Below are 14,383 nucleotides of genomic sequence, written 5' to 3' on the forward strand. Positions count from 1 at the left end.
TCAGCACCAGTGGAGAGCCGGATTTGTTCATCTGGTCTTATTCGGCGATGCCGAGCGAGGCGAGGTAGGCGGCCGACGCCGGGATCTTGGACTTATCCTTGATCTCGATGATCAGGCGGGGATTGCTTTCGAGCTTCGAGAGAGCCGAGAAGATCGAGCGCCAGTGGATGCTGCCTTCGCCGAGGCTCCAATGCCGGTCGGCATAGCCGTCGGCGTCCTGCAGGTGGACGTGCTGCAGGCGGTTGCCGGCGGCGATGACGTAGTAATCCACCGGCGGAGCACCGGTCGAGCTGTGCGCGTAGTGGGCGTGACCCGTGTCGATCGAGACTGCGACGGCCGGGGAGTTGAAGCTGTCGGCGAGCGCCACGCGAATGTTCGGATCGATGTCCTCGATGTTTTCGATGACCATCGTGCAGCCGATGTCTTCAGCCTGCTTGACGGCTTCACTCAACGTCTGGTGGCAATGCTCGACGATGCGCTCGCGCTCGCCGGCATTGCTGTCGAGATTATTGTAGGACCAGGTCGTGTAAGGGCTGTGGACGACCATCTGCGTGGCGCCGAGGGCGCCGCAGACATCGAGGCCCTGCTTCAGTCGCTTGGCGACGACGGCGCGAATATCCGGATCCTGCGAGGCGATGACGAAACCCCAGAACGGACCATGGATGCCAAGACGGCCCTGATAGCCGTCCAGCAATCTCTTGGCGCGAGTGGCAAGGGGCGTCCAGTCGCCGTTGAGCGTTGTCGCATCCACAAAGCTCTGCAGTTCAAGATCGCGCTGCCTTTCGAAGAGCCAATCGCGGTGAATTTCGAGATCGTTGATGGTCATGGCTGCGCCAACGATAGGCAGAGAGGTCATTGGTATGCTCCGATTATCACAGGAAGTATGGGGCGGGGGGCGGCAATGCCCCTTGAATTGTGCAGGCGCTATATGACTGGCATTTATGTCGGGGGTATTACGCTGATGTCACCAATGGGTGACTGCGCCTGCGTCCGCACGGTTCTTGCCGCGCAGACGGGCGAAGGACATACTCGGGGGCGTCTGATCCGGCACTCTTTTGACCGCCGGCGGGATGAATGCGAGGAGGAAAAGCCGATGCCTTTATACCTGACCCGGTTCAGTTATACGCCAGCGACATGGGCGAAGCTCATGAAGAACCCCGAGGACCGCCGAGTGGCAGCCAAGCAGTATATCGAGGCGGTCGGCGGAAAGTTGCACGGCCTCTGGTATGCCCTTGGCGACCACGACGGATACAACTTGTGGGAAGCTCCGGATAACGTCTCGATGGCAGCCACGGCGATCGCCATCAGCGCCGGCGGAGCGGTGAGCTCCTTTCAAACGACTACCTTGCTGACCGTTGAAGAGACGCTCGCCGCCATGCAAAAGGCATCGTCGATCGCGTACCGGCCACCGGGAGAAAAAGGCTAGAACGCTCAGCCCGGCCGAGAGATCATCGAGGACTTGCTTCGAGCGAAGCGAGAACCTCTTCCGCCGCCCTGATGCCGCTCTGATAGGCTCCATGAGCCGTCGAAAAGTCACTGGGGATTGTCGCTTCCCCCGCGAAGAAGACGCGGTTGTCGAATGGACGGCCAAGGGCTAGACGAGACTCCGCATACCCGGGCAGGGCATGGCTATAGCCGCCTCCGATGGAAGGCGTGTCTGACCAGGAGGAGGAGGCGAGGGGGCGAAGCAATGGCCGGACCGACGAACCGAAAAGCGCGGCAAGCTCATCCACAGCCCGCGCGAAGGCGGCATCCGCCCCGCGTGCCGCCGCCGCTCTTGCGCCTGCCCCGCCGAGGAAGCACTCGATCACCGGTCTGCCCAATGGGCGGATGTAGTAGGTGCCGGTTTCCGGATTGCGGGGATTGCCGATAACGTGGCTTTCCGGCTCGAACGGGTTGTTTCCGACGATCTCGAGGAACAGCTTTTCATTGTTGCCGAGGGGCAGGCGGGCGGCCGCCTCCCGCCAGGGGGCGAGTTCCGGCGGCAGAGTAATCGAGCTTCCCGCGAGCACGTTGGTTGAGACCGTCAGGATAACAGCGCGCGGGCGAAGCGTGCCTTTCGGCGTATGAACGTCGACGTGGTGCCCGGCCAGGCTCAGCCGTTCAACGGAGGTGCCGGGATGCACCTGGATTCCTGCTGGCATGGCAGAAGCGATCAGCGTGCCGTAGCCGTCCGGAAGGCGCCAGTTGTTGTTTGTGGAGGCGCGGTTGTAAGCGGCGTAGTCCGTCGCTGAGATGCGTTCCAGTTCGTCGCCGCTGATGTATCCGCTCAAGGCCTGAAGATAGGCAGACCAGGGACTGCCGGGATCAAGCGTATCCGATGCCCGGTCGCTTGCGGGCGGCGCCGTGACGATCCGATCCGTCCAGCGGCTGAAGGCGCTCCAGGCCGCCTCCTGGTCTTCCTGTGAGAAGCCGAGATCGCGGAACTGCTGACCCCAGGCCGTCGGACCGCGATGCACCGCAAAACCGGTGTCTTCGGCGATGCGGGTCCAGGGATTACGATCGGCCGAATGGAGGTAGCCGCAGCCAAGATCGACGGGACCGGCGGGCGTCTGCACGGTCCATGCACGGCCGCCGATCCTGGGGAGCGCCTCCAGGACTGACACGGACAGACCGGAGCCCACGAGACGGCGGGCGGCGCCGATGCCTGCAGCGCCCGCCCCGACGATCACGATATCTGCTTCAGAGTTCATTCTATCTTTTGCGCCTATTGATCGCCGGAGAGTAGCCGGTCGCGGAGGCAAGAGCCGGCAAGACGTCGAGATAGGCATTTGCGCCGGAGTGCGATCCATCGTCAAGTCGCTGGCGCCGCCGAGGTGGACGGAGGGCGCAGGTCGCTCCTGTCACAACAGAGGGCTTGGCCGTCCTTCGCGCTCGCTGTCGTTAAGTTCATGCGCAATATCTTCTGCATCTTCCCTGGAGAGCCGGACGAGGTCTCTGCCGTTCGAGGCTGCGGGCAAGCCCGTCATCAAGTCGGTGACCCTCCATGTTCCGCGGGCTTCCGCCTCCGCATGGTAACGGTTCTTGCGGTCTTCGGGTGAACCAGTCGGCGTGTCTCCCGTTGGTTCTCCGGGCTTCAAGGGATCAGGCAACATAGAAGATCAATCCGACCACGGCTACGCCTGCCACCCCCGTGACGAGCCACCAGAAGATTGACCTCGCACGTGGGTTGGTTCGAACCTGCGTCGCGACGTCCGGCCGAGGTGGTGGTTCGCTATCCTGTCGCGTGTCGAGATATTTTGTCATGGTCGCATCCTGGCTGCCGGGTAAAGCGTCCCCGCAAGGGCGCTCCATCCGTGGTTAGCGAAGCCCGCGCCGGAGGCCGAGATATCCCCGTGGCGCCTTGCCGACGCGTGGTGGCCTCCTAACTGCCGTTAGACATGGTCTACGCCACACGACCACTGCGGAACGAGCCGAAGGGTTATCCGGTTCCGGTCCGGTAGCGTACGGTCGGACGCGCGCCTCGCGAGGGGGAAACGACATGAAAATGGAACCGACGATGAAACGGGCGACCGTTGCGATCGCCTTTTCCATGACCACCGGACTTGCATCGGCCGGCGACCCTGTCGTGGGAGACTGGAAGACGGAAGTGGGAACGACCGCCACCATAAGCCGCTGCGGCCAGGTCTATTGCATTAGGATGAAAACAGGCAATCACGCTGGAAAACAGATCGGTTCCTTCTCCAGAACGGATGAAGGTTACCACGGCGAAATTACCGAGCCTGACAGCAGGAAGACATTCACAGGCAGCCTCAGTGTTTCCGGCGATATCATGAGGATGAGCGGTTGCACGATGAAGGTGGTGTGTCTCACGCAAACCTGGCAACGCCTGTAGCGGGTCCTGACGTAACGTCAGGTTCGATCCGGCGGTGGTCGCCCTCAGCGATGCGATCAAGCTTCTCGACTAACCGGATCTTCTACACTGATCGGAATGCCGACGAGGCGCTCATATTCCGCCTCGGGCACGCCGTAGCAGCCACCGGCGACTTCTTCGAGCTTCTGCCTGTCGAGAACACGAATATTGCCACGCGTCGCTCTGATTGCGTGGATGCCTTCGAGGATGTGCAATTCGTTTGTGACGCCAGACCGCCGGACACCGAGCATGATTGAAAGGAATTCGTGCGTCAGCGGAAGGTCGTCGCCGTCCAGACGGTCATGACACATCAGCAACCATCGAGCGAGACGCACATGCATGCTGTACCGGGCGTTTGCCAGAGCAGAATGGGCAAGCTGCAGCTCAGCCGATTGCACGTATCGCAGCAGCAGATCTCTGGTCAGCCTGTGGCTTTCGACAACGGCTATGAAATGGTCGACCGGTACTGTTATTCCGCTCCCGGCGACTTGCATGAACGTTTTGTGTGGGGTGCGATCGGTCTTCAACATCAGATGGTAGCCGCCAAGGCCCTCGCGTCCTAAATGCCCGACCTCGACGACTTCCTTGTCGGAATTGATGGCGACCATCGAAGCAAGACCGCTCTCAATGAAGCAAACATGTGAGATGGGCTTGTTGGATTCGACGATAACCTGCCTGATTCCAAGATCGATCCGGTCCATTTCCGGACTGAGCAAGTCGAAGGCTTCCGGCGATATTGCCTTCAGCAGTCGGTTTGCAACAGTCGTTCGTGTAAAGGATGACATGGAGATCGCTCTAATCGGGTTGGAGCCCGTTCTCATACCGACCGCCATGAAGATCAGCTGGTTGGTAGTTTTATGCGTCAAAGCAAGGGACTGCGCTAGAACGGCAGACCCTTTGTCCGGTTCTGACATTCTCCGGCGGCTGCCTTGGAGAGCGTCAGAAACGTCCAATCCTAAATGACGGCTCGGGGAACTCAATTTGTGCGGGGACCGATCGGACAAAGATTGTTTGTCCCGTCCTTCCGTTCAAGGCCCTTCTCCGGTGCGCTTCCGCACAACTTATCTGTCGCCTAGATAGCCGCACACGCCTGATGCTTGTCTGCGCACGACGGCTAACCATGCGCTCTTTTGCTGAGAGAGGAAAGCCTTATCGGGTGAGGCTGTCAAATAACTTCAATACAGGAGCTTGCATGGCCATCTGCAATTTCACACGGTCGCCATCGCGCTAGGCGGCTCAACGGGAGCTGTCTTCTCCTGTGTCGTAGGCAAGGTGAACTGAAATACCGCGCCGCGAGGCTCATTCGCGCTTGCCCACAAGCGCCCCCCATGCGCCTCGACGATCAGCCGGCAGATCGCAAGGCCCATTCCGAGACCATCCGCCTTTGTGGTGTAGAACGGCTCAAACAGTTGCTCGGCACTTTGAGTGTCTAGCCCGGTACCTGCGTCCTTCACGGCGACCAGCACGGCGCCGGAGGCCTCGGACCGAGCGATCATCAGCAGTTCGCGCGGCCGGTCCGTCACCTCGCTCATCGCCTCGATGCCGTTCATCATCAGGTTGAGGATCACCTGCTGCAACTGCACCCGGTCGCCCGCCACCCGCGGCAGGTCCGGTGCCAGCTCGGTTCTCAGCAGGATCCGGTAGCGGCGCAATTCGCCTTGGACGAGAGTGGCTGTGTCCTGGATGAGCTTGTTCAGTTCCAAAGGTGCCGCGACGACGGCTGTCTTCTTGAGCAGTGCGCGCACTCCCCCGATCACGTCGGCGGCGCGGTGACCGTCCCGTACGATGCGCCCAAGCGTCGCCCGCGCCTCGTCGATATCGGGCGGGCGGCCGGCGAGCCAGCGCAGGGCCGCGTTGGCGTTGGTGACGATGGCGCCCAGCGGCTGGTTGACCTCGTGCGCGATAGAGGAGGTGAGGGCGCCCATCGTCGTCACTCGCGCGACATGCGCGAGCTCCGTCTGCGCCTTCTGCAGCGCCTCTTCGGCCCGCTTGCGCTCGGTGATATCCATCACAGTGCCGATGTATTCGACGAGCGCTCCGGCGTCATCGAACACCGGGTGCGCCATTGAGTACAGGTTCTTGACCGTTCCATCGAGCAGGACGATCCTGTACTCGACCGCGTATTCGGCTTTCTCGCGGATCGACGTCGCAATGTGTTCAAGAGCGCGATCGCGATCGTCCGGATGCCAGAAGCGAGAGATGTCATTCAGGCTAAGCCCAGGATTGAGCTGCGGATCCAATCTATAGATCCGGAACATCTCATCGGACCAATGAAGTACTTGCGTAGCCGGGTTGTAGGCAAAGCTACCAGTGTGGGTCAGGCGCTGCGCCTCCGTGAGATAATGCTCCTTGCGCCGCAGAGCGTCCTCGGCCCGCTTGCGGTCTTCAATGTCGGTGAGGACGCCATACCACTTGAGGATGGCTCCGCGCTCATCCTTCAGCGGGACGGCACGATCCAGGAACCAGCGATAGGCTCCGTCTGCCGCGCGCCGGTACCGCGACTCGCTTTCATACGGTTCGCCCGCCGCCGCGCACGCCTGCCACTTCTTCAAATTGCGTTCCAGGTCGCTTGGATGAGTCGCGCTCTGCCAGCCAAATCCGGCCGTGTTCTCCTCGGATAAGCCTGAGTATTCGCGCCACCGCCGGCTGGCAAATGAGGCAAAAGGCCCGGAGGGCGACGGCAAAGCGATGTACGCCATGACCGGCAGGTTTTCGATGAGATCGCGCAGCTCTTGCTCACTCCGCCGCGCAGCCTCCTCGGCTTGCTTGCGCTCGGTAATATCCTCGCATGCCACCAGAGTTACCGGCCGGTTTCCCATCAGCATGGACCGGGCCGTCTCGCGCGCCCAGATCACCGTGCCGTCCTTGCGCACCTTGCGAGCCTCCCAGCTTATCGACCGGCCGGGCTGGGCGAAGGCGCGCGCCAAATGCCGCCGCGCGGCCTCGCGGTCAGGCTCATGAAACACATCCAGCGCCCGGCTTCCGACCAACTCGTCAACCGTGTAGCCGAGTTGCTCGGCGCCGAAGGAATTCACAGAGGGCATGGTACCGGCTGCATCCACCATGAAGTACACAGTCGGGTTGTTCTCGAACGCCGCCTTCCATTGCTCCTCGCTTTCGCGCAGCGCCTCTTCGGCGCGCTTGCGCTCGGTAATGTCGTTATTGGTCTCCAGGATCGTGGTGGCATTGCCGAGAGCGTCCAGTTGTACGGACCACCGGCTGGCTACCACGGCCTGCGTTCCGTCTTTCTTCGTATGGACGAGTTCGCCTTCCCAGCGGCCAGTCCGGAGCAAACTTGCCGTGATCTCTTCGAGCGGCGCCGGAAAGACGGTCTGCATGAGCTGGTGAGTGACCTTGCCAACAGCCTCCTCCTTTTTCCATCCGTACAGCTCCTCGGCGCCCCTGTTCCAGTAGGTGATGACGTTGTTCATGTCGCGCACGAAGATTGTGTCGTGACTGAGATCGAGGAGACCGGCCTGTTCACTGAGCACTCTTTCTCGCGATTGGCCTTGCACCGCGAAGAAGGCGGTAATGCTAATCGCCGCAAGGCTGACGAAGCGGCTCGCCAGGGCGGCGGATGGCGATCCGCCGTGCGGGACTAGGAAATAGCTCAGCAGCACAAGTGCCATGCACCCCAAAGACACGAAGATGACAGCACGCCTCCGAAGAAACTTGGCAGATAGCAGCACAACGCCCACGTAGAGCATGGCGACGAGGATTTCCGGGTGGGTGAAGGTGTCAAGAATGAAGATGACGATAGCGATCCCAGCTGTAATGACTGGAAGAACACGCCGATCCATCGCCGGCGAGCTGTCAAGCACTTGGTTCTGCCTAAGCTGCATGTCGCGCCTCGCTAGAGGACATGCCACGGTCCTAGCGCGCTGGCGCTCGGAGCCTCCCCGCCCTAGTCTAGCAAGATGGCGCTTGCAGTTCCAGTGCGCTCAAGCGCGGCTGCCGCGGTGCTTGTCGACGCTTCAATGCTGCAACCGCAGCCAGCAACAAAAGCTTTGGTCACCGGTCAAAACCAGACATCCGCGACCGTGCGTCCATCCGGCGGCAGATCGTCGAAACTGTGGAGGCCATCAAAACGCTGGAGTGGGATATCGGCCACATCGTCCGGATCAGCGAGACGAAGATTGACGGCTATTCTGGTGCGCCCGTCCTTCCCCGGCTTCAGGCCTCGCCAGCTGACAACATTGCCGCAGAGTTTGCAGAAGTTGAAGGAGAGCGAGCGGGACCCGCAGATATAGGATGTCAGAGCGCTTCCCGGATCGTGCACATGGATGTCGTCACCGTCATAGCCGTAGGCCCAGAGCACTCCATAGCGACGGCATACCGTGCAGTTGCAGATCGTCGCATCGGGTATGTTTCCCCGAAACTCCCAACGCACGGCCCCGCAATGGCAGCCGCCCTGAGTAATCTTGGGTGCGATTTGTGCTGGTTCTGTCATGGCAATCCCCCACGCCGATCGCGAAAATGTAGGGCGAAGGGGCGGCAATGAACAGTGCACGGGCGAGGAGGGCCTGCCTTGAACAGGAGGACTGCGGTCTTCCCTCTAGCACGCTAGGGGAGAAAGCCTTTGACGAACGGTCTGCTCAGGCCGCAACGCGGGTGAAGCGTTCCCGTATGTGGTCAATATAGTGCGTCCCAGGCGAGGTGGCGGAAACCATCGCTTCCACTTCCTCTTCCGGGACGCCGGTGAAAAGACGTTCCTGACCATTCTTGAAGCGGATACGAAGTTGTCCGTCTTCCCGACCGTAGTAGACCGATTTGATGATGCGTGACGTAACCGAAAGCTCTTTCATCGCTAGCCCCTTGCTATCTGGCATCATTGATTAGCGGCGAAGCGGAAAAATCGGGTGAATTAAGGTGATGAACGTCTGACTAACGCGTATCACTACCAGTCTGTAATTGACACGCGTCCCCAGCCGAACGGTGCCCGCCGTGCTCAACAGCCAAGCGCGGATTGAATGCTAAGAATACTCGACGTGCTTAGGACGATGCCGATAGAGGTAGTCGGGCGGCAACCCAAGCCGGACGCAAGCCTGCGCCGGAGGAGCTGATGGCAGTGCGATCCTGTCGGCAATGCGCCCGGCCCACCGAAGCAAAGCAGCTTCTCCCCGTCGAAGCTCTTGATCGGGACCCAGTCCGATACGCTCGCGGACCCAAGCGGGAACGACCGCCACCGCAGCCCTGACCATCATTTTCTGCAGTGGCCGCATCGGCCTCGGTGCGATTGGAGCCGTTTTCATTATCTCGAGGAATTCGTGAATGATCGGCGACGGTTCGAGGCGGCTTCTCATGGACGTCAAGAGCTCATCCCATTCCACCTTCGAGCGCGGAGCGGTGATGGCACCGTAAAGATTCGCCGCCTCGCGGCCTTCGGTAAAGAGGCGCGAGATCTCGCAGTCGCTCAGCGGTGAAACGTAACGGCTGTAGGCCTCTGCGAACCCAAAGGTCGCGGTGGCTTGTACCCAGTTGAGAAGTGCTGTGTCGTTTGCGTTGTAATATTCGCCGGCGGGCGTCGTTCCGGCGACGGTGCCGTGACGACGCACGACGGCTGCGATCATCTTCTCGGCGGTAGTGCGCGGGCCGTACACGGTCACCATCGCCGCCATGCCGGTCCGCTGCAAGCGCCGCACCGGCGCCGTGCGGAAAGAGCTGTGCTCCCATACGCCCGTGCGGACGGCAGGTTCCGCCAGTTCCAGAATGACCGCGGCCACCCCGCCGATGAAGAGGCAAAGCGGGTTCTTGAAGATGCACCAGGAAAGGGAGTCAGGACCTAGGAGCGCCGGTTCTCCCGCCGGACTACGGAAGTCGAAGGTCACACCATTCTCATCCGGGAATAACATGCGCCCCGCATAGGCGTCGAGGCAGCGCTCCATGAGCGGTTGAATGGGCCGGGAAAGGAAACTCCTCATTAGTAGCCCTCGGATCGTCTCAGTTTCTGAGATTACTGAGCCTGCGACGATACGCAAGGTCGGCGCGCTCCGCCTCCGAACGGCTGGTAGGTGGTGTCGGCGGGATCGTATGAGGCATATCGCTGGCTGCACCAGCTCAGATGATCCGGCGTGGGCTGGTCCGCGACGGGGACGGCGGTTCCCGATGACGCATCCAGGTAAGGCGAGAGGCAGGCGCGGCGCTTGCCGCTGAAGGAGCGATAGGTGTTGTCCTCGGCGTGATAGGACCGATATTTTTGACGACACCATTCGGCATGTGCACTCGGGAACGAAGGTTGGCTTTCGACCGATCCGGTTGTTGTCACGTCGATGGGATTTGCTGCCGGCCGCGGGGTGGTATCGCGGGCGGATAGCTGACGAGACGGCGGGGCCACGGACACGAGTGACGGAAGCCGCTCGTAGTTCTGAGTGCGAGGATCGACGCGAACCGGCTCCGAGGTCCAGAGAGAGGGCGCATCGAGGCTTGCGAATTTATGAGGCGCGTCCGAAGCGGTTGCATTTGTCGCGACGCGCATGCCGAAAATGCAGATCGAAATCACTGTGGCTATCGCTAAGAGCGCGGACAGAAATTCTTTCAAGGGAAAGCCTCCAGGCAAGTCTGCTTTTGTGCTCGGCGAAGCGGCGCATCGCCTGCTCGACGCGGCTTGTTAACGAGGCAGTCCGTCTCAAGTTCCTCAGGATTTTTCATTATCTGTCGCTGCCCGGACCTCAGTCCGGCGCCGGCTCGACTTTGGTCCGGGCAGCCGTGCTATGGAAAGCCAATGCTGCCCGCTGAACGGTTCTATCGCTCGCAGGGGGCTTGCTGTTCCGAGCGTCCACCGGTTTCTAATCCGCTCTCTCTTTTCAGCGGGTCGCGCCCCAGACATATGCGATCGCTGCGACGATTCCGACAGCAAGAAGGGGCCTCTCCTTTATGCGCTCCTCAAGATCGCCCGCGAGACTTCTTGCTTCCGCCTTCGCCACGCGCATCGAGCTGGAAGCGAGATGTCTGGCGGATTCCGTCACCCTTCCAACTTCCGACTTCAGCGCTTCGAGCTCCTCCCGGGTGACAGCCTTGCCCCGTCGCTGCTGCTCCTGTCGGGACAGCAAGGCCTGATCGGCCAGCGGGAACTCCTGTGCAACGGTGACGGCACCTTCATCGGGCTGCTGCTTTGTACGCTCGGCCTCGTCGGCATCCGTCCGTCCGGACGGTATCGTACTTCTGGTGATTGAAACGGGATCCGAGGCGGGGAAGGTGTCCTCGAGCCCCTTTTGAAGTTCGCTCTTTCCAGCCCTGCGACGCTGCGCTGCCTGTTCTTGTTTAAAGGATTCTACGGCGGGCGACTTGCTCTCGTTATCAGGCATTGGATTTCCTCCTGGTTTCCACCAGCATAATCCAGCCCGCTACCTGAAGGTTCCATCGAACCTTAATTCGCCCTTGTCCGACCGCGGGAACCGCCCGTAACAGGAGGCTCGCCGCGCGAGGGCACGGCGAGCCTCCTGCTATGGAACGTTGACTCTTAATTCGTAGGGGCGACCGTCGTTGTGTTGGTCTCAGAGGTGACGGTGACCGTCGTGGTCGATTCGGTCGTCGTATCGGTGGTCGTTCCGGACGTCACGTCGATGGTCATCTCGGACGTGCCATCGGTGGTCGTGTCGGATGAACCATCGGTCGGTTCCGTAGGCGTCACCACCGGCTCAGGTTCCGGGAGCGTGTCTCGGATCTGATCGATTTTGCCGACCGTTGGTCCGACGCCGAGGATGTCCTTGGCTTTCGCGAGATCAGCGTCGGTCACAACGCCTCCCTTGGTGAAACCGGCAAGCGCTTCGCGCAGCGCCTCGTCGCTCAATGCGGGGTCGGCCGGAATTGCGTCAATTCCGTTCACCTTTTCGAATTCGGCGTATGCCACTGCATAGGCCGAAACGGCGGTCATCCGCGGATCATTAGAATTCAGGTAAGCGTGGTAATTGCGGTTCAACGAACTCAGACCGGCCGTTTCAGATTTGGCGCTTTTGACGCTCGTCTTTGCGGCTCGTTCCGTCTTCGTGGACTCAGTCTTGAGCGTTTTGCCGGACTTCTTGCTGTGGCCGAAAAGCGATTGCAGCGTTTGCGTCCCCGTGGCAGTCGTTTTTCCACTCGTTTTGCCTGAGCGGGCGCTACCCGATTTCCCCGAGCTGGAGCTCGCTCCGCTCGAGTGGCTTCCTCCGTTGCCATTGCCGTGGCTTCCTCCGTTGCCATTGCCGTGGCTGCCACCGTTGCCGTTGCCGCCGCCGTTGCCATTGCCGCCACCGTTTCCGCCACCGGAGCCACCATTGCCGTTGCCTCCCTTGGCAAAGGCAACGTCCGTTACTCCAAGCGTTACGCTGGCGAGCGGAGCGACCGCAATGGTGAAAGCGACCAGGCCTCGGCCGATAAATTTAATAGGGCGCATGTAGAATCTCCTCGTTGGTCTCGGCAATGACGCGATGCGGATCAAGTGACGCAACGGTAGCTTGCGTCGACGCGGGGTTCCATGGTCGTCAGACCAATGCGGTGGGCGCTAGGACTTAGGTCCTATGGACGGATATCGATGGTCTGATAGATGCAGACATCGTCGCTCGCCATTGACCGTTTCGGCGAAGGCGGTAGGCTATTGGCAAGATTGAAACCTGTCGCCATCGCGTTGTTGGGCGACCAATCCTGAGAATTCTCGTGTTCCGCTCCGACTTGATCTCAAGATGGAATTCGCAGTCTCTTGCAAGGCAATTCCTGTTGATCGGCGGCACCGTCTCGGTGGCGGCGATGGTGATGGTCGGGGCTTTCGTCACGAGTCTGATCGAAGACGCGGTTACCCGGAATTCGGCCGCGGCGACCGCGCTCTATGTCGACAGCGTCATCGCGCCGCTTCTGCCTGACATGCAGACGACTAACGCGCTTGACGACACCGTCGCTCGGGCCTTGGACGAGACACTCGGGCAGGGGGCTCTCGGCGGACGCGTCGTGGCGTTCCGGCTCTGGCGTTCGGACGGGACGGTCCTCTATTCGAACGACAAGAGCATGGTCGGAAAGACGTTCCCGCTCAACGACGAGCTCAAAACGGCCCTGGCAGGCAAGATGGCTGCGCAGTTCAATCACCTCGATGATGCCGAGGAGGAGAAGGTGGGACGGCTTTCCGGAACGCCTCTGCTGGAAATCTATAATCCGGTCCTGCAGCCATGGTCAGGGCAGGTGGTGGCCGTTTCCGAGTTCTACGAGGTCGCCAATGACTTCGAGCACAGCCTGAACCAGGCACGGCTCCGCACCTGGATGGCTGTCGGGGCCTTTACCCTGACGTTTTTCGCGATTCTGTCCGCGATCGTCTTGCGGGGGAGCCACACGATCGAGAACCAGCGTCACGCTCTCCGGCAGCGCATTAATGACCTCTCTGCTCTTCTTGCGCAGAACCAGGCGCTACGCGAGCGTGTCCAGCGTGCCTCGCAGCGGGCTGCGGCGCTGAATGAAAGCTATCTCCGCCGCATTGGTGCCGACTTGCACGATGGACCAGCTCAACTCATCGCCTATGCTTCGCTTCGGCTGGATAGCAACACAGTAACGAGCCGATCGACCCCGAAGGCTATCCGCGAACGGGAGATCGCGTCCATCAAGGCCAGCCTCGACGAAGCCATGCATGAGATCAGAACGATTTGCAGCGGTCTGGTCCTCCCGCAGATAGAGGCCGCTAGCCTTTCGGACATATTGGAACGGAGTGTTCGCGCCCACCAGCAAAGAACGGGAGCACCTGTCGAACTGTCGGTATCGGGCGGGCCGGATCGGCTTTCGCCCTCGGGGAAGATATGTGTCTACCGCTTTGTCCAGGAGGCACTCAATAACGGCTACCGGCATGGCGGCGGCGTCGGACAACGTGTCGTGCAACGCGTGGAAGGAACACGTGTCAGCATCGAGGTCGCCGACGGAGGGCCTGGCTTCGATCCTGACGACATAGGCTCCGCGAGCCTTGGTCTGGCAGGGCTCAGAGAACGAATCGAGAGCTTGGGCGGCACTTTCGAGATCGGCTTTTCGGCGCCGGGCACCGTCCTCAGCATGACACTCAACACCGCGGAGACCGAGCAGATATGACCCGAGTAATACGCGTTGCGGTTATCGATGATCATCCGCTGTTCAGGGAGGGAGTGTCGAGGAGCCTGTCGGAGATCAGCGAATTCGAGATTGTCGCGGAGGGAGGTTCGAAGGACGATGCCGTTCGCATCGCAGAGAGCCTCGAGCCTGACGTCATGCTGGTGGATATCTCCATGCCTGGCGGCGGCCTGAATGCGCTTGGCTCGATTTTGGAAATCTCGCCATCCCAGAAAGTGGTCATGCTGACGGTTTCCGAGTCGAGTGACGATGTCACCGCGGCCTTGAAGGGCGGCGCCAAGGGCTACGTGCTGAAAGGGGTGGGATCCAGAGCACTTGCCGATGTCATTCGCACAGTCGCCTCAGGGGAAAGCTACGTTGCTCCAACCCTCTCTGCCAAGCTTCTCAACAGTCCGCCGGCACCTGCAATTGAGCCCGTTCCGATTGCGACGTTGACGCGGCGCGAACTCGAGGTGCTTCAGCTTGTTGGAACAGGAC

The 14,383-nt window shown here is 60.8% G+C and carries 15 protein-coding genes; 4 read left to right on the plus strand and 11 right to left on the minus strand.

Annotation, left to right across the window (positions count from 1 at the left end):
* Nucleotides 1-37: 37 nt before the first annotated feature.
* Nucleotides 38-856, minus strand: a complete 819-nt coding sequence (locus tag ACPYOI_RS23475) for a sugar phosphate isomerase/epimerase family protein (protein ID WP_481419991.1) — start codon at nucleotides 854-856, stop codon at nucleotides 38-40.
* Between the two features lie 237 nt (nucleotides 857-1,093).
* Here ACPYOI_RS23475 and ACPYOI_RS23480 point away from each other — a divergent pair, with 237 nt between their 5' ends.
* Entirely contained in the window at nucleotides 1,094-1,426 is a 333-nt protein-coding gene (locus ACPYOI_RS23480; RefSeq protein ID WP_481419998.1) for a GYD domain-containing protein, read from the plus strand.
* Between the two features lie 22 nt (nucleotides 1,427-1,448).
* On the opposite strand, the gene ACPYOI_RS23485 is transcribed toward ACPYOI_RS23480, so the two are convergent.
* Nucleotides 1,449-2,693, minus strand: a complete 1,245-nt coding sequence (locus tag ACPYOI_RS23485) for a flavin monoamine oxidase family protein (RefSeq protein ID WP_481423423.1) — start codon at nucleotides 2,691-2,693, stop codon at nucleotides 1,449-1,451.
* 391 nt (nucleotides 2,694-3,084) lie between these two features.
* A complete protein-coding gene (locus ACPYOI_RS23490; RefSeq protein WP_481420210.1) occupies nucleotides 3,085-3,246 on the minus strand; it encodes a hypothetical protein in 162 nt (53 codons plus the stop codon).
* A 253-nt stretch (nucleotides 3,247-3,499) separates the two neighbouring features.
* Between ACPYOI_RS23490 and ACPYOI_RS23495 the strand changes: the two genes are divergently transcribed.
* Nucleotides 3,500-3,835 (plus strand): DUF2147 domain-containing protein, encoded by a 336-nt coding sequence (locus tag ACPYOI_RS23495; protein WP_481420212.1) that lies wholly within the window; start codon nucleotides 3,500-3,502, stop codon nucleotides 3,833-3,835.
* A gap of 56 nt (nucleotides 3,836-3,891) precedes the next feature.
* On the opposite strand, the gene ACPYOI_RS23500 is transcribed toward ACPYOI_RS23495, so the two are convergent.
* The 8 genes from ACPYOI_RS23500 to ACPYOI_RS23535 form a co-directional block, all read right to left on the minus strand.
* The gene (locus tag ACPYOI_RS23500; RefSeq protein ID WP_481423424.1) at nucleotides 3,892-4,638 is read right to left on the minus strand and encodes a Crp/Fnr family transcriptional regulator; all 747 of its coding nucleotides are present in this window, start codon (nucleotides 4,636-4,638) and stop codon (nucleotides 3,892-3,894) included.
* Nucleotides 4,639-5,061: 423 nt separating this feature from the next.
* Entirely contained in the window at nucleotides 5,062-7,695 is a 2,634-nt protein-coding gene (locus tag ACPYOI_RS23505; RefSeq protein WP_481418407.1) for a PAS domain S-box protein, read from the minus strand.
* 176 nt (nucleotides 7,696-7,871) lie between these two features.
* Nucleotides 7,872-8,303 carry a GFA family protein gene (locus tag ACPYOI_RS23510; protein ID WP_481418408.1) on the minus strand — a complete coding sequence of 144 codons (432 nt, stop codon included), beginning with the start codon at nucleotides 8,301-8,303 and terminating at the stop codon, nucleotides 7,872-7,874.
* A 145-nt stretch (nucleotides 8,304-8,448) separates the two neighbouring features.
* Nucleotides 8,449-8,658 (minus strand): KTSC domain-containing protein, encoded by a 210-nt coding sequence (locus ACPYOI_RS23515; protein ID WP_481418409.1) that lies wholly within the window; start codon nucleotides 8,656-8,658, stop codon nucleotides 8,449-8,451.
* Between the two features lie 168 nt (nucleotides 8,659-8,826).
* Entirely contained in the window at nucleotides 8,827-9,774 is a 948-nt protein-coding gene (locus tag ACPYOI_RS23520; RefSeq protein ID WP_481418410.1) for an oxygenase MpaB family protein, read from the minus strand.
* Nucleotides 9,775-9,806: 32 nt separating this feature from the next.
* Nucleotides 9,807-10,391, minus strand: a complete 585-nt coding sequence (locus tag ACPYOI_RS23525; protein ID WP_481418411.1) for a BA14K family protein — start codon at nucleotides 10,389-10,391, stop codon at nucleotides 9,807-9,809.
* Nucleotides 10,392-10,656: 265 nt separating this feature from the next.
* Nucleotides 10,657-11,157, minus strand: a complete 501-nt coding sequence (locus ACPYOI_RS23530) for a hypothetical protein (protein WP_481418412.1) — start codon at nucleotides 11,155-11,157, stop codon at nucleotides 10,657-10,659.
* Between the two features lie 155 nt (nucleotides 11,158-11,312).
* Nucleotides 11,313-12,224, minus strand: coding sequence for a hypothetical protein (locus ACPYOI_RS23535; RefSeq protein ID WP_481418413.1), 912 nt, complete (start codon nucleotides 12,222-12,224; stop codon nucleotides 11,313-11,315).
* Between the two features lie 248 nt (nucleotides 12,225-12,472).
* Between ACPYOI_RS23535 and ACPYOI_RS23540 the strand changes: the two genes are divergently transcribed.
* A complete protein-coding gene (locus tag ACPYOI_RS23540; RefSeq protein ID WP_481418437.1) occupies nucleotides 12,473-13,888 on the plus strand; it encodes a sensor histidine kinase in 1,416 nt (471 codons plus the stop codon).
* A partial coding sequence (locus ACPYOI_RS23545; protein WP_481423425.1) for a response regulator occupies nucleotides 13,885-14,383 on the plus strand: 499 nt, incomplete at its 3' end. The genes ACPYOI_RS23540 and ACPYOI_RS23545, both read left to right, overlap by 4 nt.

It is taken from the genome of Rhizobium sp. SVR5-2C, from assembly GCF_056755115.1.